The organism is Sorangium sp. So ce836, assembly GCF_028553905.1.
Taxonomy (GTDB): domain Bacteria; phylum Myxococcota_A; class Polyangia; order Polyangiales; family Polyangiaceae; genus Sorangium; species Sorangium cellulosum_D.
This window is the reverse complement of sequence record NZ_CP102233.1, coordinates 4,650,111-4,676,095: the sequence shown is the minus strand read 5'-3', so window position 1 is coordinate 4,676,095 and position 25,985 is coordinate 4,650,111. Positions and strand designations below refer to the sequence as shown.

The following is a 25,985-nucleotide window of genomic DNA, read 5'->3' as shown; positions in this document are numbered from 1 at the left end:
CCGCGGAATGACTGAGGTGAGACGATGAGGCGATGGGCTCGACGGGTGAAGAGCGGGATGGTGATGGGGTCGGTCGCCATGGCCGTCGTGCTGGGGACCTGGGCCGGTGGCTGCGCAACGCCCGAGGACTGGTACTGCCCCTGGGATCCCGAGCCTGGATTCAAGGACCATCCGTGTCTTGTGACGGAGGAGCCCGTGGATGGCGGCGACGGCGCCGACGCGTGCGGCGATGCCGATCCTGACGCAGGCGACGCCTGCGCGGACGGGGGTGCCGGCGCCGATTTCGACAGCGCGACGGTCCCCGGGCTCGACACCAGCACGCCGGCGGCCTGTCCGGGGCAATGCGTGCCGAGGGAGCCGTTCGGCTGGTCCGAGCCGGCGCTGCTCTGGATCGGCCCGCAGGACCGAGCACCGGACTGCCCCGCCGCCGCGCCCATCGTCGCCTACGAAGGCCGCGCGGACTTCACGGCGGGGACGCCGCGCCCATGCCCGGCGTGCCTGTGCGACCCGCCGGACGCGTCGTGCGAGCTGCCGGCAGCGTGGAGCACCTACGCCAGCTTTCCCTGCGACGTCCCCGGCGCCGCCGAGACGCCGTTCGCTGCTCCCGGAGGTTGGGACGGGTCCTGCACCTCGGCCGGCGCGATCGCCGCCGGACAGCTGTGCGACGGCGCCCTGTGTGCGCAGTCGCTCGAGATCCCGGCCCCCCGCGTGCTCCCGGGGAGCTGCGCGCCGAGGATCGCGGAGGGCCCCGGGGAGCCGGAGGAGCCTGAAGGCGCCGGGAGCTTCGCGATCTTCGCCCGGGCGTGTACCGGCACCGCGTTCGCGCCGTGCGCCGATCCCGGAATGACCTGCACCCCGGCGCCGCCGGCCGGCGATGCCGCACCGCCCGAGGGGTTCCTGACGTGCATCCACCGCGAAGGAGAGCGGGACTGCCCGGCGACCTACCCGGACCGGCACGTCTTCTACGCGGGCGCCGAGGACACGCGCGGCTGCGCCCCCTGCGGCTGCGCCGAACCTACCGGCGGCACCTGCAGCGTCCTGGCGTCGGCGTTCAGCGATGAGGCGTGCTCGCAGCTCGCCGTCGGCGTGGTGGTGAGCTCCGCGGCCCCCTTCTGCGGCGCGATCTCCCCCGGGACGGCGCTCGGGAGCAAATCGGCGAGCGTCGTCAGCCTCGATCCGGGGACGTGCGAGCCGACGGGCGGCGGGCTGACCGGCGGCGTCGCGCTGCTCGGCGCAGCGACGCTGTGCTGCCGCCCTGCGCCGATCCCTGATCCGGTACCTGCCTGAGGCGGGTGGACCTGGGTTCTCATGGCTGCATCCACGCGGACGCCTCATCCGCGTCCTTCAGCGCGCGATGGTCCCGGCCAGCACGCGCGATGCTCCCGGCCCGCGTGCTCCGATCGGCGAACCATCGAGGCAAATTAGAACGAAGCGACGAGGTGCAAGCCTCCCGCCGCGGAGGTGCCGGCCACGGACAAATTCTCACCGCCACCGAGATGAAGCGTGGGACGCACGAGGTTGGCCGCGAGCTCGCCAGTGAGCCGTGCGGCAAGGTCGTACGAGAACGGCACCTCCACGCCGCCGCGCAGCCCGAGCCCCGCGTAGGGCCGCAACGCCTCCCCCACGACATCGACCATCCCGAAGCGCCGCACGCGGCCTGCCGTGACGAGCCCGCAACCGAAGAACCAGGCCACGTGCCCGCAGGAGACGACCGAGCCGCCAAGCGAGGACACCGCGAAGGTCCTCCCCTGATACGGGCCGGTGGCGACCGGCAGGTCCACGCGTCCCTCCAGCGACAGCGAGAACGCCTCCCATCGGGCCCCCACGAACCCCGAGAACCCGACCGCCGGGGCCGGCGCAAATCCCTCGCTGATGAGCGCCCCCACGCCGAGCTGAAGCCGCAGCCCGGCCAGCGCGGGGCCACGGCGCTCCATGGGCCGCACCGGTGCGGTGGGCCGGCACGGCGGGGCCGGCGCTGCGGCCGGCGCGTGCGGCGGACCCGCCGGCGCCGCTCGCGGGGAGGCCGTCTCCGGCAGCTCCGGCGCGGAGGCTGTCTCCGGCGGCGCCGTCGCCTCCGGCGCCGCCTGAGACGGCGCCGGCTCCCGCGCCGATCGCACCGGGCGCAGCACGATGGCGAGGGCGGTGCCGACGTCCTCCACCAGCGCCCCGCAGGCCGCGCTCGTGAGCTCCTGGCCGCCGCGCCGCCGGCCGTCGCCGTCGTACACCGCGATCTCCCCCACGAAATGCCGCCCCTTGCGCGCGAGGATCACCTCGACCCGCCGGCCGCCGCCGCCGTCCACGAACGGGTCGGTCCCGCCGAGCTGCGCGGCGACGACGTCCCGGAGCGCCTGCTCCTCGGGACACCCCTCCGCGCCCGGGCCTCGCGCGTAGGACAGCCGCGCGCCGCCCGGCGGGACCTGACCGACGGCCGGCGGCGCGGCCAGCACCAGGGACACGGCGAGGCTCCACCCGATGGCGTTCAGACGTGGATGGCGCAAGGGACTCCGCTCGAGCGTCAGGCACGGGCCACAGGTCGATGGCGAGGGGCCACGGCCGGCTGCGACCTGCACCGACTGGAATTACGGACCACGACCCGCATCCGGCAACGGATTTTTCCGGGCCGCCGCGACCCGCCACGCCCGCGCTGGCGGGCGCCGGAGGCCTCGAGGTCTGCCGGACGGGTCGATCACCCGTTCCGGGAGGCCTCCCGGCCTCTCCAGCAGGTCGACAACCTCCGAAAAGAGGCCGATCGGCCTGCGCCAGCGCGTCGGCGACGCGTTCCGGGAAGCCCCGGGGTATCTCCCCGCCTGCCGGCGACCCGTCGAGCGACCCCCGGGGTATCTCCCCGCCTGCCGGCGACCCGTCGAGCGACCCCCGGGGTATCTCCCCGCCTGCCGGCGACCCGTCGAGCGACCCCCGGGGTATCTCCCCGCCTGCCGGCGACCCGCCGGCGGATCTCCGGAAGCGGGTGGCCCCCTGGCGACCGCCCCGCCCTCCTCCGCGATCGCCCCGGCCCTCCCCGCCCGTGCGAGGCCCCGCGCTCCAGCACCTCGGTGGACATCCGCTGCGCCGCGCACCCGCGCGGCCGATAGCACATTAACGACGACAGGAGCGCTGGACGTGGGAGAGCGCAATGCTCATCGTGCCACGATGGACTCAACGTTTGATGCTTCAATCTACGTTCGCGCTCCCATCATCAACATCGCCAATGGCGTGACGCTCGCCAACGCGCTGGTCGCAGCCTGTCCGGAGGTGGTGCCGGAGAACGTCGCCAAGGCGTGCACGAAGCTGAAGGCCGCCGGGGAGGCAGGCCAGAAGGCGCTCACCGCGCGCCGCCGGGTGAACGGCGCCCTGTCCGACGACGACGTGCGGGGGCTCGACCGGGAGGCCGACGCGAGCTTCGGGGCGCTGCGCATGCGCCTCGTCGCGACCTCGATGCTGCCCGAAGCGCGCTTCCCGCAGGCGCGGCGCGCCGGAGAGCTGGTCACGGAGCTCTTCGGCGATGACGGCCTCTCGTTCCTCACCGCCGAGTACTCCGTGCAGAACACGGTGATGGCCTCCATCCTCGCGCACATCGAGGAGGCGGGCCTGAAGCCGGAGATCGACGCGCTCGCCGGGCCCGAGTTCCTCCAGCAGATCGGCAATGTCCTGCCGCGCTACGACGCGATGGTGCGGGACAAGCTCCAGAAAGAGGCCGCCGTGACGTCGAACCTCGCCACGCACGTGCGCGCCATCCAGACTGCCATCGTCAATTACGCGACAAAGGTCGCCGCCATGGTCGACGAGGACGAGCCCGCGACCGTCGAGACCGTTCGGAAGGCCCTCCGCCCGCTCGACGTGCACCGCGAGGCCGGCGCGCGGCGGGCCCATGCCGGCGCCAAGGGCGAGGCCACGAGCGGCGCCCCGGCCGCGCCGGCCGCCCCGCCGGCGACCGGCGCGGCAGCCGACGGGGCCGGCGAGCCGACCGCGCCGGTCTGAAGCGCTGCGCGCGCAGCGCACATAGAAGGCGCCGCGCCGGGCGCTGAGGCGCAGCGCGGGCTCGCCCCAGGCATCGACGCGCGCGAGCGCCGCCTCGCCGTCGACGAGCGCCCATGCCGAGCGGGTGGTGCGCCGCCTGGTCGGCAGCGCCCCCTCGGGCAGCTCCCTCCCCTCAATCTACGCGCTCGCGTCGGTTTGCCCGATGGACCGCCGACCTCAGCGGCATCCACGCGCAGGAGACGATCTCTATGACGCTGGTCCACCCCACGGCGGCCTCCCGCGCGGGCGCCCCGCCGTTCCTGGCCTTCCTCCTCTCGACGGGCGCGGCGCTCGCGGGGTGCAGCCCCGAGATCGCCACCATCGGTCGCGATCTCGGGGCCACGACATCGTCGTCGCCCGCCTCGTCGTCGTCCACCGCCGGCACCGCCGGCGGCGATGACCCCGGCGTCGAGCCCGGCGCCGGCGGCGGCTCCCCCCAAGGCACCGCCGGCGCCGGCGGGGACGGTCGTTGCGATCCGCACCTCGTGGGGGTGGTGCGCGACTTCAAGGCCTTTTACTCCGAGGGCGGACACCCCGACTTCGAGTACTTCGCGGGCGAGGGGATGACAGGCCTGGTCGAGCCCGAGCTCGGCCCCGACGACAAGCCGGTCTATGCCCATGAGGGCGGCACGGATCACACGACCGGGCCCGAGGCGTTTCATCAGTGGTATCACGACGACCCTGCGGTCAACCTATCGATTCCGTACGTCGTCCCCCTCAAGGTGAGCGAGCGCGGCTTCGGGCACTTCTACGGAGAGGAGTTCTTCCCCATCGACGATCAGGGGTGGGGCAACGAGGGGCGAGAGCACAACTACGGCTTCACGTACGAGCTCCACATGACCTTCGAGTACCGGCCCGGCGACGTCTTCTGGTTCGTCGGAGACGACGATCTCTGGGTGTTCATCAACAGGCGCCTCGCGATCGACATGGGCGGGCTCCACGGCGCGACCGCGGCGTACGTCGATCTGGACGCGAGCGCCGAGGAGCTCGGCATCGAGGTCGGCGAGGAGTATCCCCTCGACTTCTTCCACGCGGAGCGCCACGGCGCCGGGTCGATGTTCTCGATATCGACGTCGCTCACGTTCACGAACTGCGACCCGATCCTGAGGTAGCGCCGAGCGCGCGCTGCGCGCCAGCTCGGCGCGCCTGGAGCGGGCCGCGCGACCCGGGCGCCGAGCGCCTCGAGCCGCTCGAGGCACACCGACATGTCGCCCTCCTGACAGGTCGAGAAAATGTTGTTTCGAGACACGCTATCGACGTACCGCCGGCGCGCGCGCTCGTGCTAACACCCGCGCCGGTCGCCCGGACGCAGACGAGCTGGCCACGGGCGACCGAACGCGGCCATCCCCATGGCCGCCGAGACTCGCGGGCCGGCGACGCATGGAGCTTCGATGAGGAACAACCTGTTCACAGCATTGCTTATCTTGCCCCTCCTGGGTTGCGGATCGGGCTCGGAGGACAGCGCGGGCGCGACGACGAGCACGGGCTCCGGTGGGTCGGGGGGTGCGGGCGGGCAATCGCCGGGCTGCGCTCCGACCGCGGCGCCGGACATCGCCGACGTCTCCGGCAAGTGGGCGTACCGGGCCGTCGGGTCGCAGCTCACCCAGGCGCAGGGGCTGGATCCGTTCCATACGCGCATCGTCAGCGTGCTGCTCGTCACCCAGCAGCAAGACGGCGACGCCATCTCCTTCAACGGCACGTACTGCGACCATTACACCGAGGATCCGGACGCGATCGTGCACGCCGTCATCCCCGACACCTTCCGCGAGGCGCTCGCGCCGGTGGCGCGCGAGGGCACGTTTGCGGCGAGCGAAGGAGGAGGGCGCCGCTACCAGATCGGACGCCTCTACGAGGTGGTCGGCGCGGCGCTCGAGGACCCCGCGCAGGACGAGCTGCCCACGGACCCGGCGGACGCCCGGGTCGTGGACCAAGACGAGGACGGACACCCGGGGATGACGCTTCAGCTCCAGGGGCTCATCGACGGCTCGGTGTACGTCGCCGAGCGGAAGTGGACCGAGCTCGACGGCGTCGCGGTCGCGGCCGATCGCATCGAGGGTCGCCTCGGGTTCGCGTCGGAGCAGCGCGTGCTCGACACGGATCCTCCGATCCTGAAGGCGAGCACGGCGGCGTCGAGGACGTACCCCGATCCGGAGGAGTGCAACAGCACCTTCGTGATGGTCCGCATCCCCGATGACGCGGACTGCGCCTGGATCGAGGCAGCGGCCGAGACGCTCTTCGAGTGATGCCCTAGCCGGGCGGCGGCGGGCTCGGCGGCGCTGCTCACTGAGGCAGCCGCAGGACGAAGCCGGCGCCCGCCAGCCATCCTCCGCTGGAGAAGCCGGGATAGCCCGGGTTGTTCGTCTGCAGGCCGGCGACGCCCTCGAGCGGAGCGCCGCTCACGATGTCGACCAGGTTGTCGGGGACCTCGTCGAACACGGGGTCCCTGGCCGACGGGCTCTTTACGACCTCGCGCGTCACGAGCAGCTGGCCGTGCAGGAACGCCCCCACGCCGAAGTCGGCGCCGAAGAGCGACACCGGCGTCTCGAACGAGGCGCTGACTGCGAGGCGCGAGTTGTCGACGTAGTTGGTCCTGCCGGTCTGGTCCGGCACGGGAGACGGCGTGAAGGCGACGTCGGCCGAGAGCCTGCGGCTCCGCAGCAAGACCGAGCCGCCGAGCCCCACGGACACGGTGGTCGACCACGGATCGGACGGGCGCTCGGCGTGCCGATCGCGGTACTCGGACCACCGCGTCAGGAGGGCGTGCGCGCCGAGCTCCCAGGCGGGCGGCGCCGGGCGCTTCGAGCGCGCGGCGCGCTCGCCCGCCCCGTCGCCGCTCGGCGGGCCCGCGACCGAGGCCGCGAGCCCGATGCGCGTCGGCTCGTGGCCGAGCGTCATGCGATAGACCTGGGGGACCGCGCTCTCGCCCTCTGGATAGGTGTAGTTCCAGAAGCGGATCCTGTTCTCGCCGTCGGTGTCCGACGCCGAGGGCAGGTGGAGCGTGGCCGAGAGGCGCAGCCAGGGTGTCGGGTTCGTCGCGAACGCGAAGTAAGGAGCGAAGACGCTCTCGACCTCCACCTCGGGATTGATGAGCGCGGTCCGCTGGTCGCCCGCGTCGGGCACGTGGACGGAGGTCCGCGCGGCGGTGCCGATGGTGACGTCGACGCCCGCCCCGACGGAGAGCCACCGGGTGATCCGGCCTGCCATCGACACCGCGAGGCTGGTGAGCGACAAGCGATCTCCCAGCAGCTCGAACTCCAGTCGATTCGAGAAGTACTGCGCGCGCTCGTCGGGGAAGAAGGGGCGCTGCTCCTGGAAGCTCCTGATCGGCAGCAGGGCGTAGAAGCCCAGGACGAGGCGATCTTCGTAGAGCGGCCGCACCAGCCCGAGGGTCGCGTACGTGATGGCGTCACGCTCGCGCGTGTCCTCCCGAGGGCTCGGGAGCTTCGACGCGGGCATGGGACGGTGGGTGAGCCGAGAGGTCGAGCCGTCCGGATTCCGGATCTGGCCGTCGTACACCGACTCGGGCACGTCGACGCCGGGAGGGCGCGGAGCGAGGGTGATGTCGCCGTGGGTGACGAGCACGAAGAAGCCCGCCTGCGTCGTCGCCTCGGCGTCCGGCAGGAGCGCCGGGTTGAAGAACGTGGCCTCCGGTCCCCGCGCGAGCGCCCGCGCGTTCAGCCCGTTGGCGCTCGTAGGAGCGCCCGTGAGCTCGAGCGCGCCCGACGCGCGCGCGGTCCCGGCCTGGAGGAGCAACGCGGATGCCAGCGCGAGCGGTGTGGCGATACACAATTTGGGCAGCATAGGTCCGCGAGGCGCGGGAGTCTGCCGGGGGGCCGGTCTCCAGGTCAAGCCCTCCGCACCGGGCCGGCGGGCCCGGCGCTTCGGCGGGCCCCAGCCGCTGTGCGCGGGCTTCTTACATGCCTTCGAGAGCGTACCCAATCCGCCGCGCGCAGCGCTCCGGCAGGCTCATGTAGCCGATGATGGCCGGGGCGGGCGCCGTCGCCCCGTTCATGTTCACGGTGAGGTTGAACGAGGCGCTGCCGCCGCCATCGTCGACCTGGACCGCGATCCTGCTGTCGCTCTCGGTACCGGACACGCGAAGTTCATCGAGGAGCACATAGCGCGGCTCGTGAGTCATTCCATGCAATCGAAGATGAACGTCCTGATGTCATTGTCGATGGCAGCCGCAATCGTGACGCGGGCCACGTCGACGACGCCCGCAGAAAGGTAGGGCCTATCACCATGTGGTCCGCGCGCGAAACCCGCTCGGCGTGAGCGCCCCCTCGAGCCCGGTGAGCGCGAAGCCGAAGTTGCCGGGCGGCCGGAGCAACCCTTGAGCCGGAGGGTGTTCCTTGGTATGACTGGAGCGTATGTTTTCAGCGGGGGGACGCGCGAGTTCCAATGACCAGCCTCCCCGTCGATCTCTTCGCCTGGCACCGCGTCGAACTGCTCCGGCGCATCATCGATACCCTGCCCGATCCCATCTTCGTCAAGGACCGGGCGCATCGCTGGGTCGCCGTCAACGAGGGGTATTGTAAGCTCGTCGGGTACCCGCGGGAGGAGCTCATCGGCAAGGACGACACGGGGTTCTGGCCCGCCGAGCAGGTCGAAGTCTTCTGGGAGCACGACGATCTCGTCGTGAACACGGGCGAGCACGACGAGAATCAGGAGGTGGTCACCGGCGCCGACCGCGTCGAGCGGACGATGTGGACACGCAAGTACCCTATGCGCGACGACGCCGGGCAGGTGGTCGGGCTCTGCGGCATCATCACGGACATCACGAACATGAAGGGCAAGCTCGTCGCGGCCGAGCGGCTCGAGGCTGAAAATCGCGCGCAGCTCGGGATCATCGAGGCGCAGCGCACGCTGCTCGAAAAGCTCGCGGTGCCGGTCGTGCGCATCTGGCAGGGCGTCTTGCTCCTGCCGCTCGTCGGCGCGCTGAACCAGGAGCGGGCCGCGCAGGTCACCGAGAGCGTGCTCGCCGCGATAGGCGACGCTTCCGCGCGCTTCGTGATCATCGACGTGACGGGCGTCCCGCTCGTCGACACAATGGCCGCCGAGGCCCTGCTGCGCACGGTGCAAGCCGCGGCATTGCTCGGCTGCGAGAGCGTGCTCGTAGGAATGGGCCCCGCCGCGGCGCAGACGCTGGTCGGGCTCGACGTCGACCTCGGCCGCATCACGACGCGCGGCAGCCTCGAGCGCGGGCTCGAGTATGCGCTCGGCCGCCTGTCCTACCGGATCGTCGCAGCGAGATAAGGTGGCCACCTCCGGGGAGCGGTGATGTCGCGCGCCCGGCCGGCGGGCAGGCTCCAGCCGCTCGGGCGTACGTACCCGGGCGCATGGCGATCCCCGGGCTACGGAGCGACGCGGAGCGTCCGCGAGGCCACGAGCGCCCGGCAGAGGGCGATCCGGTCGTCCAGGTCGAGCCCGGGGAGCTCGCGCACGTAGAAGATGCCGTGCCGGGCGATGAACCGCAGCGCGGGCTCGCCCCAGGCGTCGACCCGGACGAGCACCGCCTCGCCGTCGACGAGCTCCGCCTTGCCGTCGCGCAGCCGGACCGACACCTCGCGATCGCGGATCACGCGCCGCGGGCCGCACACCGACGCCGCGTCGCTCCACACCTCGGGCGGCGGCTCGCCGTAAAGGGCGCTGTACGCGGCCGCGAACTCGTCCCATGTCGCCTCCGGGACCGCGTGCGCGACAGGCGCGTTGGCGGGCGCGTGGTGCAGGAAGCGACCGAAGAAACGCTGGCAGAAATCGGCGTACTCGATCGTGAAGAGGACGAACTGGTGCCAGGCCTCGTCGACGCGCAGCGAGAACATCGGGTAAGCGCGCGTGCGGTCGGACTCGACGAGCCAGAGATAGCGCGCGAGCTCGCGGAACAGCGCCTCCGCCTCGCGCTCGGTGGCCACCGTCTTGTTCATGAGCAGCTTGTCGAGCACGAATTGCGCCCGGTAGGCAAAGAGGTCGGGCCGCCTGCGCGCGCTCGCCGTCACCACATCGGTTTGCATGGGTTGCATCATGGTCAGTTCTCCTGGGCTGCGAAGGGCTGAAACGTCCCCCAGTCGACGAGCGCGCGGGCCAGCGCGAGCTGCTCCGCCTCGGCGAGGCCGGGGAGGTCGCGGGGCCTGAGCTCGCGCGCCGCAGCGAGCGCGCGGAGCGCGGGCTCGGCCCACGCCTCGACCCGCACGAGGAGCTGCGCGCGCTCGCCGCAGCGCGCGCGGAGCTCGGCGCGACCCGCGCTCCGGATCACGTCGAGGTCCACGCCCGGCCAGCGGCGCACGAGCGCGGCGCGCGCGTCGAGCTCCTCGGGCCGGCCGAGCGCGCGGGCGGCGCGCGCTCGGGTGCCGGCGTCGCCGCGGGCGTGGAGGCGCGCGAGGAGCGCGGCGGCCCGCGGGCCGCGCTGCGCGAGGGCGTCGATCTGCGCCCGGCGGACGCACTCCCGCTCGTGCGCGAGGAGCGCCGCCGAGAGCGCGTCGCCCGCGGCGGGCCGCGGGGCCGCGGGGGTCAGCCCTTCGACGGGGCCCACCTGCGCCTCGAGCATCGGGCCGTCGCTCGGGCCGAACAGGTGCAGCGAGATCGACCAGCTCGCGGTCGGGTTCCGCGGATCGTGGATGCACGGCCCGTAGATGTGGCCGACCCGGCCCGCCTCCGCGGAGAAGAGGCGCTTCGGGACGAGCCGCCGGGCGCGGGCCGTCGCGTCCCAGTCGAAGGTCGCGACGTCGAGCGCGTTGTGGAACACCGCCGTGACCGTCCAGTCCGAGTGCTCGTGCGCGCCGGCCGCGCGCCCGGGCCGCCAGTACGCGAACGCGACGCGGACGCCGACCTCGGGGACCACGTAAAACGGCGCGAGCTCCGGCGCGCCGTCCCGGCGCTCGATCTCGAGCGCGAGGAGCTCCAGCGGGAGCTCGTCGTCCGAGAGCCCGGCCCGGACCGCGCCCTCGACCGCGCGCACGTGATCGCGCGGCGGGCGGGCGTGGCCGTCGGACCGCGGGAAATCGAGCTGCCCGAAGAGGGCGGTGAGCTCGGCGAGCCTCATGGCGCGATCCGGAGGAAGTCGCCCTTCACGAGCGGACGGCAGAGCGCCACGCGCTCCGGGTCGTCGAGGCCGGGGAGCTCGCGGACGTAGAAGTGATCGCAGTCGACGATGAACTGCAGCGCGTCCTTCGCCCACGCGTCGATGCGCAGGAGGACGCGCGGCGGCTCCAGCGACCACACGAGATCCGCCCTCCCCTCCCCGACCCGCACGAAGATGGGGCGGCCGAACTTGACGCGGATGAGGCGCGTGTCGGGCGTCACGGCGAGCTCGTCCCTCCACGCCGGGGAGATGGGCCCGAAGAGCGCCTCGTACTCGGCGCGGTACTTGTCGAAGGTCATCTCGGGGCGCGCGCCGAGCTCGCCGCGAGGGGCGGTGTTGGCGGTGTGGTGCACGAACTCGCCGAAGAAGCGATGGCCGAACGCCGCGTACTCCTCGGTGAAGAGCACGAACTGGTGCCAGACCTCGTCGATCCTCCGGGAAAACATGGGGACTTGCCGGGTCCGGTCCGCCCTGCAGACGAAGATGTATTTCTTCACCTCGTCGAAGAGCCGCGCCGCCTCCTCGCAGGAAGGAGCCATCCGGTCCTTGACCAGCTTCTCTTCGAGCCACGGCGCACGGAACGAGAGCAGCTCGGGGATCATCGATGTGTCCATCGCCTATGGCGCATTGCCAGTTTCATGCCCGCCCGCGCGAGCCGCGCTCGGGGGGCCCTTGCGCACCTCAAGGGAACATCGGTTCCCGAGGCGCTTCCCCAATTGGGAAACGGGTTGCTCAACGGGGGCCGCCGCGCTGCGAAAACAGGCCTCCGCGGCGCGAAAACAGCGGCCTTCGCCGCGCGGAGTCGGCAGTGGCACGGCCGCTGCAATAGCCCATCTCGCGAGACGTCGAGTCCGCAACCGAAATAACCAACCCAGCTACGGAGCAATCACCATGAACGAGCAGATCAAGGTCGAGGTCGAGGTCGAGACGAAGCAGGAGACCGTCGAGGAGCGCCCGGCGCGCCTGACGGTGGAGGTCCCCACGGAGCTCCAGGCTGGCGTGGGGCCGGCCGTCTGCACCTGTCCGCCCGGCTGCTGCTGCTGAACCGCCCGCGAGGGGCCGGGGGCCGCACCCAGCGGCGACCGGCCCCTCGAGCCTGACGATACGACCGCGGAGGCCCGCGCTGCGAGGAGCAGCGGCGGGCCTTTCGCGTTTGGCACGCCCCGTTTGTCGCCCCCTACGACGCCGATCACGTTGACGATTCATGGGAAGAGGACCGCAAGGGCGCAAGGGACGCAAGGGGAAGAGATGAATACAATTCCATCTCTGTCGCCTTGTGCCCCTTGCGCCCCTTGCGCCCCTTGCGGTCTCTCCTCTTACTGCTTGGCTGGTCAGGGGTGCGCGATGACGACCAGCGCGGGGGCCCGCTCGAGCACGGCGCCCACGCACTCGCGGGCGGTGAGCGGATCGAGGGCGCCGAAGCTCTCGTCGAGGATGACCGCGTCCGCGCGCTGGAGCAGCGCGCGCGCCAGGAACAGCCGGCTCCGCTCGCCGTGCGACAGCTGCCACCCCGTCTCGCCGACGACCTGATCGAGCCCCGACGGCATGCGATCGAGCAGCGGGCCCAGGCCGAGCTTGCGGCACACGAGCTCCGCCTCCCGCCGGTCCTCCGGCGACGCGGGCCACGCGCGGCCCATCAGCAGGTTGAACGCGAGCGTCCCCGAGAGCACGTGGTTGTCGTGGAACTGCGGCGCGCTCGCGACGCGGCTGCGCCACGCGGCGCCGCCCAGCGTCCGCCGATCGAGGCCGCCGAGGAGCACGAGGCCCGACGAGGGGGCGTGGAGGCCGCTGAGCACCGCCGCGAGCGTCGACTTGCCGCCCCCGGAGCGCCCCTCGAGCAGCAGCCGGTCGCCCTTCGCGAGGACCAGGCCGCAGTCGCGCAGGACGGGCTCGCCGCGCTCGCCGCCATAGCGGAACGAGACGCCCCGCGCCTCGAGCACGACGTCCGACGCCGCGTGGCGCCCGAGCACGGCCTGCGGGATCCCGGGCGGCTCGCGGGCCTCGGCCGCCGCGAAGAGCCGCGCGATCGAGCGCCACGAGACGGCGGCGGAGAGGAGCGCGCCGAGGCTCGTCGCCAGCGTCGCGAACGCCGCCTGCGCCTGCAGGATGCCGCCCGTGGCGACGACGAGCGGGCCGACGCCCACCCCGCCGAGGACCGCAGGGACGAGGCCGAGCAGCCCGAGCGCGAGCCACCCGCGCGCCGGGAGCGACGCGAGGAGGTCGCCCACGCGGTCCATCGCGCGCGAGGCGGCGTGGTAGCGCTCGAGCACCGCGTCCTCCTCCACGTGGTGGAGGTGCGGGGCCTGCTGGGCGACGCGCGTGCGGTGACCGACGACGTTCTCGACGAAGCCGCTCGTGATCGCGAACCGCTCGCGCGTCCACGCCGCCCGCCGCCGGGCGAACCGGCGGGCGAGCAGCGCCACGGAGGCGGTCCACCCGGCGAGCAGCGCGACGTGGAGGCCGCCGCCGGCGCCGGCGGAGAGGACCAGCGCGGCGCTCGCGAGCTGCACGAGCGCCACGACCGCGCCGAGCGCGCCGCCGAGCCCCGCGGTCTCGACCGCCTCGGACTCGGACACCATGGCGAGGAGCTCGCCCGCGCCGCGCGCCCGGATCGCGGCCGGATCGAGGCGCAGCGCGCCGCAGAGCAGGCGCTGCTTGAGGAGCGCGGCGACGTCGATCGTGAGCAGCCCGCCCGTCCAGGAGGCGAACAGCTGCACGAGGATGGCCGAGAGCGACAGGAGCACCCACGCGAGCAGCCAGCCGGGCTGCACGGCGCCGTCGAGCGCGCCCGCGCCGATCAGCCACCAGGCGAGCACCCCGAGGGCGACCTGCGCGGCGGCGGCGGCGAGGAAGAGCGCGCCCCGGCGGAGCGCGCCGCGCATCGAGAGCAGGCGCCGGAAGCTCGATCCGGGATCGGGGCGGAGCAGCCACATGCCCGCGATGGGGCGGTCCGCGACGAGCTGCGCGAGGAGCTCGGCGCGCGCCCGCGCGGCGCGCCGCGGCGGGATCTGCGCGGCGGCGAGCCACTTGTCGACGTGCGACGCGGGGCGGTCCTCGAGGTGGGCGGAGAGCGCCCGGCGCACGGCCTCCAGCGGGATCCGCGCCCGCGTGAGCGCCGGCGTCAGCACCGAGAGGCCCCGGCGGCCCGCGGAGACCACCGCGAGGTAGCCGTGATCGAGGCGGACGAGCGAGGGGCCGAGCGACGCGATCGCGCGCGGCAGATCGGCGAAGCTCGACTGGACCGCCTCCGCCTCGACGCCCATGCAGCCCGCGTAGGCCTCGATCCACGCGGTGGGGTCGCCGTCCGGCGGCGCGCCGGGCGACGGCGCCGCGCCGCTCGCGAGCCCGCACGCGGCGGTGAGCGCGCTCATCGCGTGCCCGAGCGCGGCGGGCTGCCACGCCACCTCGGCCAGCGCCGCCGCCGGCGCGGCCTCGTTCGAGCTCGTGCCCGTCGCCTTCATGCTGCCCCCTCGGTGAGCCGGCCGCTCTCCATCGTCGCGCTCCGGAAGCGCCCCTTCGACCAGACCTCGTCGCGCGCCCGCGCGTCCGCCTCGGCGAGCGCGCGGTAGCGGCTCCGCGGGTCGTCCATGAGGGCGCGCGGCGCGCCGTCCTCCACGACCCTGCCCCCCTCGACCACGAGCACGCGATCGAAGCCGAGCGTGTCCATCACGTCGTGGCTGACGAACACAAGCGTCGCGCGCGCCCAGCGCTCGCGCGCGCGGGCGAGGAGCGCCCGGCGCCGCTCGCGCTCGAGCCCGCGGAACGGCTCGTCGAGCAGCACGAGGCGCGCGTCGGCCTTCATCAGCGCCCGCGCGAGGCGGACGCGCTGCCCCTGCCCCCCCGACAGCCGCGCGCCGCCCTCGCCGATGGCCGAAAGGAGCCCGTCGGGCAGGCTCTCGAGCACGCCGGTGAGATCGGCCTGGCCCATCGCGAGGGGCACGCGCGCGAGGGCGTCGCCGGCGTGGCCGAAGGTGATGTTCTCGAGGAGCGTGCGGTTCCAGAGCTGGACGGCCGGGTCGACCCACGCCGTCGCGCGGCGCAGGCGCGCGACCGCCGCGTCGTCGAACGGCTGCCCGTCGACGAGCACCTCCCCCCGGGACGCCCGGAGCCACCCGAGCAGCAGCGAGAGCAGCGACGACTTGCCCGCGCCGGACGTGCCCACGATGGCGACGTGCGACCCCGCCGCGAGGCTCAGCGAGACGTCGGACAGGAGCGTGTGCCCCCCGGCCTGGACGCTGACGCCGCGGAGGTCGATCGACGCGGCGCCCGGCGCGGCGGCGCCGGCGTCCTCGGGGACGGGCGCGCGGGGGAGGTCCATCTCCGGCGCCGCGAGCGGCGCGAAGAGGCGCACGGAGGCGTTGCGCACGTTCTTCCAGCCGACGAGCGCGGCGACGAGCTCCTGCGCCACGACGGGGAGCCGCAGCGACCAGAACACGAGCAGGAGCAGCGCCGCGGCAGGGCCGCCGGAGACGACGTAGCCGCCGACGATCGCGACCGCCACGGCGGTGCTCGCGAGCCCCTGGACGGCCTGCATGGCGGTGGCCTGGGCGTGCGCGAGGCGGCCGGTCCGCGCCCACTCGACGAGCAGCGCCTCGTGCTCGCGCCGCACCGCGCGCTCGGCGCCGTGGACGCGGATGGGCACCGCGCCGAGCAGCGCGTCGAGGTAGAACCGCTCGAGCGACGCGGCGTGCGTGCGCAGGCGCATGAGGCTCTCGACGAGCGGCCTGCGCGCGATGTACGGGGCCGCGAGCGCGACCGCCGCCGCGACGAGCGAGAGCCACGCGCCGCCCGGGTACAGCCAGAGGACGCCGACGAGCGTCGCGGCGAACGACAGCGCCGCGCGGGCGATGCGCGAGAAGAGCGCCGGCGCCTCGCGCATCAGGTGCATCGCGTGGCCGCGCGCGGTCATGTCCGAGGTGGGCCGGCTGCGCAGGTAGCGATCCTCGAGCCGCGGCAGCTTCTCGAGGAAGGCGGCCCGGAAGCGCACCTCGAGGGCGCGCCCGAGGCGCGAGACGGCGTGGGCCGCGAACAGCTCGAGCAGGAGGGCCCCGGCGGCGAACGCGACGAGGGCGAGGAGCCCGAGCGCGCGCTGGTACTCGACGGTGACGTGCTTCACGGCGTCGAACAGCCCGCGCAGGACGACCACGTCGATCGCGGCGATCGCCGCGCTCGCCGCGAGCGCCACCCCGACCAGGGCGAGGGCCCGGCCCGCGTCGGCGCGGAGCATCGACAGGAAGAGGCGCGAGGGCGACGGCGACGGCCGCTCGAGCTCGCGGCGGACGGGCGCCGGGAGCACCGCGGTCGCGACCGCGCGCGGCGCCTGCTCGACCGGCGGGGCCGCCGGCGTGGCGCTGCCGCGGTAGCTCGGCGGGGGCGGCGGCGCGGCCGGGCGCGCGGCGCCTTCGGGGGCGCGGGCGGGCGCGGTGGCGCGGGCGGCGAAGTGGACGATGACGGCGCCGTGCACGAGGAGCTTGCCCGGCGCCTTGCCCTCCGTGGCCCAGAAGAACCCCTTCGGGATGGCGCCCGCCTCCCCGGCGAGCGCGCGGTCGAAGACGCCCTCGAGCACGCGCTGCGCCTCGCCTCCGCGCGTGATCGCGCCGCCGCGGACGAGGCGCGCGGCCATCCGCACGGCGGCGTCGAGGGCCGCGAACGAGCGCCACCCCGGGTCGGCGTCGGCCCGCGCGATGAGCGCCTCCCCGCGCGCGCCCAGCGCCCGCAGCTTCGCGCGGAGCGGGGCGAGCGCGTCCTCGGACGACGCCCACCGCCGGAACCGCTCGATCGAGATCGGGATCGGGAAGTGCGGCATGTCCTCCAGGAAGCGCTCCGCGCGCACCCAGCGGCGCCCGCTGCCGGGGTCGAGGATCTGCACGAACGGCCCGAGCCGGCGCCAGACGACGAGGAAGTGGAGCGCGTCGCCGGCGCCGCGCTTGACCACGATCGCGGGAAGGCAGTCGGCCTCGGGCAGGAGGAAGCTGTCGTGCGGGACCACCACCTCGGACGTCGCGAGCCCGAGCTCCTGCCCGAGCGCGGCGAGCGCGTCGATCGACGTCCCGTCGACGTCGGTCTGGCAGCGGTCGCGGAGCCACTCGTAGTGCACCTCCACGCCGAACCCCTGGAGCACCGCCTTGAGCGCGGCGGGCCCGCAGTCCATGAGCGACGTCTGGAGCACCTCGGGGACGAGGAAGGCGCGCTTCATCGCGGGCCTCCCGGCGCCACGGCGCGCAGGAGGAGCGTCCACGGAGAGACGCGCTCCACCTCGACCTCGGTGGTCCCCGGCATCCCGTGCTGCACCGGGATCGACGCGGCGCTCTCCGGCCGCACGAGGAGCTCGACGCGGATCGCGCCGTCGAACGGCTCGCTGGCGACGTGGGAGACCTCGCCCTCGAGCATGCCGAACTGCGTCCACGCGAACCCGTCGAGGCGCATCCGCGCCTTCTGCCCGGGGACGATGCGCCCGACCGCGTCGGACGGCGCGAAGAGCGCGACCGCGTGCACGTCCTCGCCCGGGACGACCGTCGCCACGAGGTCGCCGGGCTTGAGCACGTCGCCCGCCTGGAGCGCGGCGATGTTCCCGAGCTTGCCCGCGATGGGCGCGCGGATCTTGCGCCGCTCGATCTGCGCGAGCGCCGTGTGGACCGCGGCCTCGGCCGCCCGCTGCTCGGCCACGAGGTCGCCGAGCGCGCGCTCGAGCTCGGCGAGGTGGGCCGCCGCCTGCCGCTCGTCGTGGCGCCGCGCGACCGACAGCCGCTGGAGATCGGCGCGCGCCCCCTCGGCCTTGAGGAGCTCGTCGGCGGCGCGGGTCTTCGCCTCCAGGTGATCGGCGGTCGACGCGAGCCGCTCGTCGTGCAGCCGCTCGGAGATGGCGCGGAGCTCCTCGCCGTGCGCGGCGGAGAGGTCGCGCTGGCGCAGGTCGATCCGGGCGCGCGCGATCGACGCTTCGGAGAGCTTCTCCTGCCAGGCGCGCACCTCCTCCTCGACGGCGATCTGGCGCCGCAGCGCCTCGAGCTTCGGCGCGAGCACGGCCACCCGCGTGCGCTCCTCCTCCAGGCGCTTCTCCTCGACGGACGCGTCGAGCTCGACGAGCACCTCGCCCGGCGCCACGTCGCGCCCGAGCTCCACCCGGACGACCGCCACGCGCCCGGCCTCGGCGGCGGCCACGCGGTGCGCCATCCGGCTGACCTCCAGGCGCGCCTTCGCGGTCGTGGCGTAGACCGACACGCGCGCCGCGTGCATCCAGGCCGCCCAGGCGCCGAGCACGGCGAGGGTCGCGGCGAGGCGGATCCAGGTCCGCGCGCCGCTCTCGAGCTCGAGCGACCGCATCGTGCGGTGGAACGGCGAGGCCACGTCAACAGCCCTCCAGCGCGATTTTCTTCCGGGGCCGCGCGATGCCGTAGGCGTTGAGCTTGTTGGTGAGCGTGCGCCGCGAGACGCCGAGCAGCTCGGCGGCGCGCGTCTGGTTCTGGCGGGTCCGGTCGAGCGCGGCGACGATGCGGTCCCGCTCGAACGAGCGCAGGTCGCCCCTGATCCCGGCCTCGGCCTGCGCGCGCGGCGCCTCGAGCATCAGGTGGTCCGCGACGATCGGCCCCCCCTTGGACATGACCACCGCGCGCTCGATCACGTGGCGCAGCTCCCGGATGTTGCCCGGCCAGGTGTGCGCGAGGAGCGCCGCCGTCGCCTCGGGCGCGAGCCGCGGCGCCGGGCGGCCGAGCCGCCGCGCGAGGCGCGCCGCGAAGAGCTCCGCGAGCGGGAGGATCTCGGTGGTGCGAGCCCGGAGCGGGGGGATGCGCAGCGTGACCGCGTTGAGGCGGAAATAGAGGTCCTGGCGGAAGTCCCCGTCCCCGACCATCTGCTCGAGATCGCGGTGCGTCGCCGCGATCACCCGGACGTCCACGCGCCGCGGCCGCGTGCTGCCGACGCGGACGATCTCGCCGTACTCCAGCGTGCGGAGGAGCTTCGCCTGCGTGCGCGGGGACAGCTCGCCGACCTCGTCGAGGAAGAGCGTGCCCTCGTGGGCGGCCTCGAACAGGCCTTCGCGCGGCGCCACCGCCCCGGTGAACGCGCCGCGCTCGTGGCCGAAGAGCTCGCTCTCGACGAGCGACTCCGACAGGCTCGCGCAGTTCACCTTCACGAACCGCTCGCGCGGGTGCCGCGACATGCCGGCGATCCACTCCGCCACGACCTCTTTGCCCGTCCCCGTCTCGCCGAGGATCAGGACCGGCAGCGGCGTGGGGGCCACGGTCTCCAGGGCATCCCGCAGGCGCCGCATCTCCGGATCGATCGCAAGAAAACCGGGTTGACAGTCATCCACCATGAACGCTCCTCATCACGACGAAAGGGCGTGATTCATGTCTCTCACGTTCCGTCACCGCCGGGGTCGGCGCTGACTCCGGTACCGGCTCCGATGACGATTCCGATGCTGCGAAGGGCCTTGTGCGGCGGTGTGGACGGCGCCTCCGCGAGGGCCGCGCCGGCGCGCGGGGCGCCGCGGCGGCGACGGGACGGGTGCGACTCGAAGCAAGTCGGTGGCCAACGCCTCAGCCCGCCGGCGGGCGCGCGGCGCGCCGCGGAGCCAGCGGGGCCCTCCGGTCGAGCCTGCGCGACGAGTTGCGCAAGGACGGCGCAATCTGACGCAAGGCCGCACATTCCGTGCTGCCCTCGCGGAACGCCGCGACGCGACCCCTGGACCGGAAGGAAGCGCGGCGGCGCTCCGGGGCTGCCTGTGGCGCGGAGCACCGCCGCTCCGGTGAGGGCGTGTCCGGCGAGATGTCCCGAGCGGCCCCGCGCGTCGAGGTTCGTCGCACCCCCTGGAGGCTGGAGCCTCCATCTGAGGGCTGACGCCACCACCAGCGCGGATGGCTGGAGAACGTGAGAGGAGAGGAATGGAGACGAGGGCGGCGCGGGCGCGCCGCTGTCATGGAGTCGAGCTCAGCGTCGATGTGGCTGGCCGGCCGGCCGGCCGGCCAGTCAGCGCGGGCTACTCATCGCATTGCGGCGCGGCGCCATCGACGGTGACCTCCACGACCCGGACGTGGCCGTAGGGGTTCGTCCAGCGCGCCACGCCCGAGCCGACGTTCTTGGTCGGCCCTTGCGGCACGGAGTACACGACATAGGCCTTGTCGGCCTGGATCGGCTTCAGCGATCCATAGGTGCCCGCGCCGCTGCCGTCCGGCTCGTAGAGCTCGAGGACGACCGCCGGGATCTTGTCGAACTTGTCGACGGACACGTAGAGCAGCCGATTCTGCATGTTGTAACAGGCGCCGCACGGGGTCGTGGGAGGCTGGATGTCCGGCGGGATCTCCAGGACCGAAGGTCCCGTCTCCGCCGCCGCGGCCCCGGGGCCCGCGAAGCCGAGGGCCGTCAGGGCGGCCCCGGCGAGAATCAGACCAGCTGCTTTGATGCGTCGCAGAATCATCCCTGGCTCCTCCTGGCGTTCGCTCGACGGTCGTCCCCGTCCCGCTTCGCTCGCCGGCGCGCGAGCCCGCGCCCGCCCTCGCGCCGCCCGGCCTCGTCCTGTCGCTCGTTCTACTGCGCCCCGCCGCTGGCATCCACGGAGACCGCCATGCGTAGATACTTCCCGTTCGAGCTCGTCCAGCGGATCGAGCCCCCTCCGACGTCCTCGATCGGGCCTTGCGGCACCAGGTACACCACGTAGCCGTTCTCCACGCGGTACGGCGCCAGCAGCTCTCGATAGGTCCACTGGCCGTCGCGCGGCGCGTCGAGCTCGAGCGATATCGTCCTCGCGCTGCCGATGGCATCGAGGGACACATACAGCCGCTGCTCCTTCGTCCTGTAACAAGCGCCGCAAGGGGTGACGACGGGGTTGGGATCGTCGGTCGCCGGTCCGTGGCGCACCGTCGACGCTCGCGCCGCCGCCATCGCGTCGGTGGAGGCGATGCCGAGCGCCGACACGACGCCCGCGGCGAGAAGGAGACCAGCTGCTCTGAGACTGTTCCGAATCATGGCGAGATCCTCCGTGGCGTCCGGCCTGGGATCGTCGTGTCCCCGGCGGGTCGCCGGCGCTCCTCGATCCGCGCAGCGGGTCGATCCCGCTGCGCGGCCCCGAGGGTCGCGGGGCTTGATGGTTCGAGACCCGCGATCGATACGCGCCGCCGCGCCGGATCCTTCCACGGCTCCCCCGCTGCGCCGGAGCCGCCCCGGTGAGCCTGCCGCCGCCCTCCGGCGAGCCTCCTCGCGCCGGTCCGCGGGGCCGCGCCTGCCGCGGCCCGCTCACGGCACCAGCGCCCGGAAGCTCGCCCAGTCGGACGAGGGGGTCGCGCGCAGCGCCGCGAGCGTCGCCTCGCGCAGCTGCGCGCCGGGGTCCTCCTGCCCGGCGGCGACCAGCGCCACCATCATCCGCTCCGCCAGCGCGTCGTCGACCGGGCGCGTCGCCGCGATCACCGACCCGGCGCCGGCGATCAGGAACGCCTGCGCCAGGCCGAGCCCGAGCCCCCGGGCCCCGGGCGCGGCCCCGGTGCGCGCCGTGTCGCAGCCGGACAGGACGACCTGCGCCGGCGCCCGCCGCAGCGCCAGGATGTCGCTCACCGCGAGCTGGCCACCGCCGGCGAGCGGGAGGCCGCTGTCCCAGCCGTCGATCCCGCCGAAGAAGCCGTGGCCCGCGTAGTGGAACAGCGCGATCCCGGGCTGCTCCAGCGCGAAGGCGACCGCGGCGTGCGTGGCCAGGCCGCCCGAGAGGCGCTCCACCGCGCGCCCCTGCCCTTCGAGCGCCTCGGCCACCGCGTCGGCCTCGCGCCGCGCGGCCGGCAGATCGCGCTGCGGATCCGCGACCACGAGCGCCCCGCGCGCCGCGCCGGCGCCCCCCGCCCCGCGGGCGGCGCCGCCCGGCAGATCCAGGCCGTACACGACGGGCATCCGCGCGACGAGCGGCGCGCCGTCCCAGGGCAGCGCGTGGACGTCGATCCGCTCGAGCTCGCCGTAGGCCGAGACGCGCAGGCGCCCGGCCGCGCGGAGCGGCGCCTCGAACGGCGCGAGCAGCCGCGCGGCGAGCGTCGCGGCGGGGGCCGCGAGATCCAGCGCCGGCAGCCGGTGCGCCGCGACGCCGTCCCGGGTGACCGCGAAGCCGGCCCACCCCTCGCGGATCGGGTGGAAGGCCAGCATCAGCTCGCCCTCGGCGACGAGCGGGGCCTCCGCGAGCTCTGCCGCCGCCGGCTCCCCGCGCCTCACGAGCAGCAGCGCCTCGTCGAACCGCGCCCGGATCGACCTGCCGCGCGCCTCGCGGGCCGCCCGCGCCGCCTCGAGCTCGTCCGACGACAGCCGCCAGTCGTCGCGGCCCTCCTCGTCGAGGGCGGCGCGCTCGCGGCGGTACGCCGAGAGCGCGGCCTCCCAGCGCGCCCGCGCCTCGCCGTCCAGCGACGCGATGCGGTCGACCCACCGGAGCGCCGCGAGCGCGAGGGCGCGCGACCGCCGGGCGGCCGCGAGGGCGCGGCCCGGATCGCGCTGGAGCAGGAGGTCGACGGCGCGGCGGGCGCCCTCCTCCAGGCGGCCGAGGAAGGCGCCCCGGCCCTCGCCGAGGGGCGCGAGCAGGCTGAGCTCGCCCCGCAGCGCCTCCGCGGCCTCGTAGGCCGCGAGGGCGCGATCGGGCTGCCTCAGGCCCTCGAGCGCCCGCCCGCGGCCGAGCGCCGCCCGGTAGCGCCCCTCGGAGAGCGCGCTCGCCTCCGCGAGCCGGGCGAGCCGCTCGTACCGCCGCAGCGCCCCCGCGGCGTCGCCGCTGGCCAGCGCGAGGCGCCCCTCGATGTCGAGCCAGTACATCGCGACCCCGGGGTCGGGGCTCGCGTCGGTCCGGCGCGCCTCGTCGAGGAGCGCGCGCGCCCGCGCCGTCTGCCCCGCCGCGAGCTTCGCCAGCGCGAGGTTCGTCAGCGCGTTCGCCCGCTCGGCCGGCCGCGGGCACGGCCCGCCGTACAGCGCGAGCGCGGCCTCGAGCGCGGCCTCGGCATCCGCGAGGGGCGCGCCGGGCGAGGCGCTCGCCCACGCCACCTGGAGGGCGCCCCAGCCGAGGTTGTTCTGCAGGGCGGCCTGCTCGCACGGCGGGCTGCCGGCGGGCAGGGACGCCTCCACCTCGCGCAGGAGCGCCTGCGCCTCGAGCGGCCGACCCAGGATCTGGAGGCCCTCGGCGCGCTTCTGCAGGACGTGGCACCGGTGGTCGCGGAGGCCCAGGCGCTCGGCGGCCGCGGCCGACGCGTCGAGCTGCCGGAGCGCCGCGCGCAGATCGCCGGCCTCGAACGAGAGCAGCGCGGCGTAGTACGGCGTCAGCGCGCGCCCCTCCGGGTGGCTCGCCTCGAGCGGCTCGAGCGGGTCGAGCGCGGCGCGCGCCTCCGCGAACCTGCGGCCGTTGTAGAGGAGGGTGTAGGCCAGCGCGAAGCGATCGAGGAACTCGTCGGACAGCCGCCCTGCGGCGCGGTGCGCCCGGATCGAGGCCTCGAAGCGCGCGATCGCCTCCGGGATCCGCCCGCGCGCGAGATCCACGCGCGCGAGCTTGCCGATCGCCAGGGCCTTCAGGGTGGGATCCTGGCCCGACGCGAGGCCGCCCAGGGCCGACGCCGCCTCGTCGAGGCGGCCCTGCCGGCGCAGCGCCTCGGCCTGCGTCAGGGCGGGCGCGGCGAGGGGCGGGAGCAGCGGCAGGCGAACGACCGCGCGCCCGCCGTTCCGCTCGGCGGTCACCGAGACGGCGGCGGCGCCGTCGGGCACGGGGACCCGGATGAGCAGGCCGCCCTGGATCGGCGCGCCGTCGAGCGGGATCGGGGTCGCGCCGGCCTCGACGGCGACGCGCGCGCCCTCGGGGGCCTTGATCCAGAGTCGGATCGCCCGATCGTCGGGGAGGGCGCAGGCGGGGCCGGCGAGCACGGCGCCGCAGCCGGCGAACTCGACCTCCAGGGGCGGCGGTGGCGCCGCGGGGGTCGCCGGGTCGTGCGCGTCGCCGGCGGAGGGCGCTGCAGGGTCGCCCGCGCCGCCGGAGGGGGCGGCGCCGCCGAGGGCGCCGCTCCTGGAGACGAGCGCCGCCGCGCCGAGCAGCGCCGGGACGAGGAGCGCCGCGCCGAGCCCGGCGGCCCGGATCGCCCGGCGGCGGCTCATGGAGCCTGCGGCGGCGGGGCGGGCGGCGGCGGCGCCGCGCCCGGCAGCAGGCGCACCTTGAGGCGCAACACGCGGAATGCCTTGGGGTTTTCGCCTTCGCCCGGCGGCCCGTCCGCGAGCTCGGCGGGCCTGTCTGGCAGCGCCTCGGGCCGCCCGATCGCGATCGCGATCTCCCATTCGCCCTCGGGCACCCCGCGGAAGAGCGCCTCCGTGTCGCCGGCGATGCGCGCCGCGCCCTGCGCCGACACCTCGGCGCGCACGTCCCAGGGGAGCGCCTTGTCCCCCGCGATCAGGAAGGCGCGCACCGCGACGGGGCCCTCGACCCGGGTTGCGGGCCGGAGGGCGATCTCGAGCCTCGACCCCGGGCCGAGGCGCGCGATTCCGGGCGCGACGGCGCCGCCGTTCGCGGACCGTTGCCCGGCCTCGCCGCCCGCGATCGAGACGGCGTAGTCGGGCACCGAGGCGGGCGCCGCGAGGAGGGCCAGCGCGCCCGGCTCTCCGGTCGCGCCGACCTGGTGGCGGCCGGGACCTAGCCGCGCGACGAGGACCCACGCCGCGGCCGCCGCCAGGACCGCCGCGGCGGCGATCCAGCGCCCGCGACCCGGCGCAGCGGCCAGCGGGATCACCCGGCCCGCGGGGGTTGCCTGGGGGCTCGCGGCCGACCGCGGCCCATCGCGCGTCTCCGCGCGTGGATCGCCGGTCGTCTCCGCGCGCGGCCCGTCGGTCGTCTCCGCGTGCGGCGCGCTCGCCGCCGGCTCGCCCGCAGTCGCCGCCGGCCCGCCCGCAGTCGCCACCGGCGCGCCGCGCTCCGCTCCGTTCGCCTGCAGCCCGGCCAGGATCCGATCGGCGATCCGCGCCCGCGCCTCGCCGTCCAGCGGGCGCGACGCCTCCCAGGCCTCGCGGTCCTCGGCGGAGCGCTGCGCGAGCGCCTCCAGCGCGTCGAGCTCGCCCTGCGCGAGCGCGCCGTGCACCCTCGCCGACCAGCGCGGATCGCTCGCCCGATCCTCCGCGCGCGCGGCGCTCGCCAGCGCCTTGAGCAGCTCCTCGTCCCTGTCGGTCATCGTGCGCGCTCCGGGGTGGTTGGGTCTGCCGCGGGCGCCCGTCCCGGCGCCTCCGCCTCGGCGGCGAGCTCCGCGGCGATCTGCCGGACCAGCCGGCCGATGCGGCTCCGCCAGGCATACACGGCGTCCGCCGTCATGCCGGTGAGGGCGCACGCGTCCTCGGTGGATCGCTCGTCGACGAGCAGCAGATAGAACAGCTCGAGCCCGCGCTCGCTCAGCCGGTCGCGGAGCCGGACCGCGAGGGTCGCGAGCAGCTCGCGCGAGATCGCCGCCGGCTCGGGCGAGACGGACGCGCTATCGGCGCGCTCGAGCGCGTCGTCCTCGGTGGGCTGCTCGGTCCAGGGGTTCCGGCGGCGGCTGCGCAGGATCGAGCACGCCTCGCGCTCGGCCACGAGCCCGACGAAGCTCGTGAGCGAGAGCCCCCGGGCCGGGTCCCACTGGCGGAGCGTGCGCCCGCCGTCCGCGAAGAGCGCGAGGAACACGCTCTGGGTCATGTCCTCGACCTCCTGCCGCACGTCGCGGTGCCCCGCTGCCCGGCGGCGGCGGAGCAGCGGCCGCATGACGCGCTCCTGGATGGTGGGCGTGAGCAGATCGACGAGCGTCCTGACCGCCGCCGGCTCCCCGCCCACGGCCCGCGCGATCAGCGCGAGCGCCGCCTCGGCGGTCGCCGCCGCCCCGGGCTCCCGCCAGGGGCCGTCGGCGGGCGTCCACGGCTGCGCGGGCGAGGGGGACATCGATGGCAT

21 protein-coding genes are annotated in these 25,985 nt (G+C 74.8%); 6 read left to right on the top strand and 15 right to left on the bottom strand.

Translation table 11 applies throughout. The features are described 5' to 3' along the window. Positions 1–24 precede the first annotated feature (24 nt). Positions 25–1,287, top strand: a complete 1,263-nt coding sequence (locus NQZ70_RS17245; RefSeq protein WP_237245378.1) for a hypothetical protein — start codon at positions 25–27, stop codon at positions 1,285–1,287. Between the two features lie 134 nt (positions 1,288–1,421). Here NQZ70_RS17245 and NQZ70_RS17240 read toward each other — a convergent pair whose 3' ends face one another. Continuing rightward, the gene (locus NQZ70_RS17240) at positions 1,422–2,456 is read right to left on the bottom strand and encodes a hypothetical protein (protein ID WP_129575183.1); all 1,035 of its coding nucleotides are present in this window, start codon (positions 2,454–2,456) and stop codon (positions 1,422–1,424) included. Between the two features lie 694 nt (positions 2,457–3,150). Between NQZ70_RS17240 and NQZ70_RS17235 the strand changes: the two genes are divergently transcribed. The 3 genes from NQZ70_RS17235 (at position 3,151) to NQZ70_RS17225 (ending at position 6,260) form a co-directional block, all read left to right on the top strand. Next, a complete protein-coding gene (locus tag NQZ70_RS17235; RefSeq protein WP_129575182.1) occupies positions 3,151–3,978 on the top strand; it encodes a hypothetical protein in 828 nt (275 codons plus the stop codon). A 248-nt stretch (positions 3,979–4,226) separates the two neighbouring features. After that, a complete protein-coding gene (locus tag NQZ70_RS17230; RefSeq protein WP_129575181.1) occupies positions 4,227–5,129 on the top strand; it encodes a fibro-slime domain-containing protein in 903 nt (300 codons plus the stop codon). A gap of 279 nt (positions 5,130–5,408) precedes the next feature. Further along, positions 5,409–6,260 (top strand): hypothetical protein, encoded by an 852-nt coding sequence (locus NQZ70_RS17225; protein ID WP_129575180.1) that lies wholly within the window; start codon positions 5,409–5,411, stop codon positions 6,258–6,260. A gap of 37 nt (positions 6,261–6,297) precedes the next feature. On the opposite strand, the gene NQZ70_RS17220 is transcribed toward NQZ70_RS17225, so the two are convergent. Continuing rightward, the gene (locus NQZ70_RS17220) at positions 6,298–7,806 is read right to left on the bottom strand and encodes a hypothetical protein (protein ID WP_129575179.1); all 1,509 of its coding nucleotides are present in this window, start codon (positions 7,804–7,806) and stop codon (positions 6,298–6,300) included. Between the two features lie 124 nt (positions 7,807–7,930). Next, positions 7,931–8,113 carry a hypothetical protein gene (locus NQZ70_RS17215; protein ID WP_207217874.1) on the bottom strand — a complete coding sequence of 61 codons (183 nt, stop codon included), beginning with the start codon at positions 8,111–8,113 and terminating at the stop codon, positions 7,931–7,933. 305 nt (positions 8,114–8,418) lie between these two features. On the opposite strand from NQZ70_RS17215, the gene NQZ70_RS17210 reads away from it, so the two are divergent. Continuing rightward, positions 8,419–9,273, top strand: coding sequence for a PAS domain-containing protein (locus tag NQZ70_RS17210; RefSeq protein ID WP_129575178.1), 855 nt, complete (start codon positions 8,419–8,421; stop codon positions 9,271–9,273). Positions 9,274–9,371: 98 nt separating this feature from the next. Here NQZ70_RS17210 and NQZ70_RS17205 read toward each other — a convergent pair whose 3' ends face one another. From NQZ70_RS17205 to NQZ70_RS17195, 3 genes are read right to left on the bottom strand one after another with little or no spacing between them, the layout of a single operon-like run. After that, entirely contained in the window at positions 9,372–10,028 is a 657-nt protein-coding gene (locus NQZ70_RS17205) for a hypothetical protein (RefSeq protein ID WP_129575177.1), read from the bottom strand. A gap of 14 nt (positions 10,029–10,042) precedes the next feature. Then, complete coding sequence (locus NQZ70_RS17200; protein ID WP_129575176.1) at positions 10,043–11,056, bottom strand: hypothetical protein; 1,014 nt, start codon at positions 11,054–11,056, stop codon at positions 10,043–10,045. Then, complete coding sequence (locus tag NQZ70_RS17195; RefSeq protein ID WP_207217873.1) at positions 11,053–11,709, bottom strand: hypothetical protein; 657 nt, start codon at positions 11,707–11,709, stop codon at positions 11,053–11,055. Before NQZ70_RS17195 ends, NQZ70_RS17200 begins: the two co-directional genes overlap by 4 nt. Positions 11,710–11,986: 277 nt before the next feature. Between NQZ70_RS17195 and NQZ70_RS17190 the strand changes: the two genes are divergently transcribed. Then, positions 11,987–12,139 (top strand): hypothetical protein, encoded by a 153-nt coding sequence (locus tag NQZ70_RS17190; RefSeq protein ID WP_165374012.1) that lies wholly within the window; start codon positions 11,987–11,989, stop codon positions 12,137–12,139. Positions 12,140–12,426: 287 nt separating this feature from the next. Here NQZ70_RS17190 and NQZ70_RS17185 read toward each other — a convergent pair whose 3' ends face one another. The 9 genes from NQZ70_RS17185 to NQZ70_RS17145 form a co-directional block, all read right to left on the bottom strand. Further along, positions 12,427–14,556: an ABC transporter ATP-binding protein gene (locus NQZ70_RS17185; protein WP_129575174.1), complete on the bottom strand. Its 2,130-nt coding sequence runs from the start codon at positions 14,554–14,556 to the stop codon at positions 12,427–12,429. Continuing rightward, positions 14,553–17,291 (bottom strand): ATP-binding cassette domain-containing protein, encoded by a 2,739-nt coding sequence (locus NQZ70_RS17180; protein WP_129575173.1) that lies wholly within the window; start codon positions 17,289–17,291, stop codon positions 14,553–14,555. Before NQZ70_RS17180 ends, NQZ70_RS17185 begins: the two co-directional genes overlap by 4 nt. After that, a complete protein-coding gene (locus NQZ70_RS17175) occupies positions 17,288–18,439 on the bottom strand; it encodes an HlyD family secretion protein (protein WP_129575172.1) in 1,152 nt (383 codons plus the stop codon). The genes NQZ70_RS17180 and NQZ70_RS17175 overlap by 4 nt, the downstream gene beginning before the upstream one ends. A 1-nt stretch (position 18,440) precedes the next feature. Then, positions 18,441–19,406 (bottom strand): sigma-54-dependent Fis family transcriptional regulator, encoded by a 966-nt coding sequence (locus NQZ70_RS17170; RefSeq protein ID WP_129575171.1) that lies wholly within the window; start codon positions 19,404–19,406, stop codon positions 18,441–18,443. 663 nt (positions 19,407–20,069) lie between these two features. After that, entirely contained in the window at positions 20,070–20,507 is a 438-nt protein-coding gene (locus NQZ70_RS17165; RefSeq protein ID WP_129575170.1) for a hypothetical protein, read from the bottom strand. Positions 20,508–20,617: 110 nt separating this feature from the next. Beyond that, on the bottom strand, positions 20,618–21,055 hold the full coding sequence (locus NQZ70_RS17160) for a hypothetical protein (RefSeq protein ID WP_129575169.1): 438 nt from the start codon (positions 21,053–21,055) through the stop codon (positions 20,618–20,620). 267 nt (positions 21,056–21,322) lie between these two features. After that, on the bottom strand, positions 21,323–24,181 hold the full coding sequence (locus NQZ70_RS17155; protein WP_129575168.1) for a CHAT domain-containing protein: 2,859 nt from the start codon (positions 24,179–24,181) through the stop codon (positions 21,323–21,325). Then, positions 24,178–25,242: a hypothetical protein gene (locus NQZ70_RS17150; protein ID WP_129575167.1), complete on the bottom strand. Its 1,065-nt coding sequence runs from the start codon at positions 25,240–25,242 to the stop codon at positions 24,178–24,180. The genes NQZ70_RS17155 and NQZ70_RS17150 overlap by 4 nt, the downstream gene beginning before the upstream one ends. Further along, positions 25,239–25,976: an RNA polymerase sigma factor gene (locus NQZ70_RS17145; RefSeq protein ID WP_129575166.1), complete on the bottom strand. Its 738-nt coding sequence runs from the start codon at positions 25,974–25,976 to the stop codon at positions 25,239–25,241. The genes NQZ70_RS17150 and NQZ70_RS17145 overlap by 4 nt, the downstream gene beginning before the upstream one ends. Positions 25,977–25,985: the final 9 nt, after the last annotated feature.

What these genes read in the sequence shown, in the direction of transcription:
- NQZ70_RS17245 (WP_237245378.1), top strand. Translation starts at nt 25, where the DNA reads ATGAGGCGATGGGCTCGACGGGTGAAGAGCGGGATGGTGATGGGGTCG.
- NQZ70_RS17235 (WP_129575182.1), top strand. Translation starts at nt 3,151, where the DNA reads ATGGACTCAACGTTTGATGCTTCAATCTACGTTCGCGCTCCCATCATC.
- NQZ70_RS17230 (WP_129575181.1), top strand. Translation starts at nt 4,227, where the DNA reads ATGACGCTGGTCCACCCCACGGCGGCCTCCCGCGCGGGCGCCCCGCCG.
- NQZ70_RS17225 (WP_129575180.1), top strand. Translation starts at nt 5,409, where the DNA reads ATGAGGAACAACCTGTTCACAGCATTGCTTATCTTGCCCCTCCTGGGT.
- NQZ70_RS17210 (WP_129575178.1), top strand. Translation starts at nt 8,419, where the DNA reads ATGACCAGCCTCCCCGTCGATCTCTTCGCCTGGCACCGCGTCGAACTG.
- NQZ70_RS17205 (WP_129575177.1), bottom strand. Translation starts at nt 10,028, where the DNA reads ATGCAAACCGATGTGGTGACGGCGAGCGCGCGCAGGCGGCCCGACCTC.
- NQZ70_RS17200 (WP_129575176.1), bottom strand. Translation starts at nt 11,056, where the DNA reads ATGAGGCTCGCCGAGCTCACCGCCCTCTTCGGGCAGCTCGATTTCCCG.
- NQZ70_RS17195 (WP_207217873.1), bottom strand. Translation starts at nt 11,709, where the DNA reads ATGGACACATCGATGATCCCCGAGCTGCTCTCGTTCCGTGCGCCGTGG.
- NQZ70_RS17190 (WP_165374012.1), top strand. Translation starts at nt 11,987, where the DNA reads ATGAACGAGCAGATCAAGGTCGAGGTCGAGGTCGAGACGAAGCAGGAG.
- NQZ70_RS17185 (WP_129575174.1), bottom strand. Translation starts at nt 14,556, where the DNA reads ATGAAGGCGACGGGCACGAGCTCGAACGAGGCCGCGCCGGCGGCGGCG.
- NQZ70_RS17180 (WP_129575173.1), bottom strand. Translation starts at nt 17,291, where the DNA reads ATGAAGCGCGCCTTCCTCGTCCCCGAGGTGCTCCAGACGTCGCTCATG.
- NQZ70_RS17170 (WP_129575171.1), bottom strand. Translation starts at nt 19,406, where the DNA reads ATGGTGGATGACTGTCAACCCGGTTTTCTTGCGATCGATCCGGAGATG.
- NQZ70_RS17165 (WP_129575170.1), bottom strand. Translation starts at nt 20,507, where the DNA reads ATGATTCTGCGACGCATCAAAGCAGCTGGTCTGATTCTCGCCGGGGCC.
- NQZ70_RS17160 (WP_129575169.1), bottom strand. Translation starts at nt 21,055, where the DNA reads ATGATTCGGAACAGTCTCAGAGCAGCTGGTCTCCTTCTCGCCGCGGGC.
- NQZ70_RS17155 (WP_129575168.1), bottom strand. Translation starts at nt 24,181, where the DNA reads ATGAGCCGCCGCCGGGCGATCCGGGCCGCCGGGCTCGGCGCGGCGCTC.
- NQZ70_RS17150 (WP_129575167.1), bottom strand. Translation starts at nt 25,242, where the DNA reads ATGACCGACAGGGACGAGGAGCTGCTCAAGGCGCTGGCGAGCGCCGCG.
- NQZ70_RS17145 (WP_129575166.1), bottom strand. Translation starts at nt 25,976, where the DNA reads ATGTCCCCCTCGCCCGCGCAGCCGTGGACGCCCGCCGACGGCCCCTGG.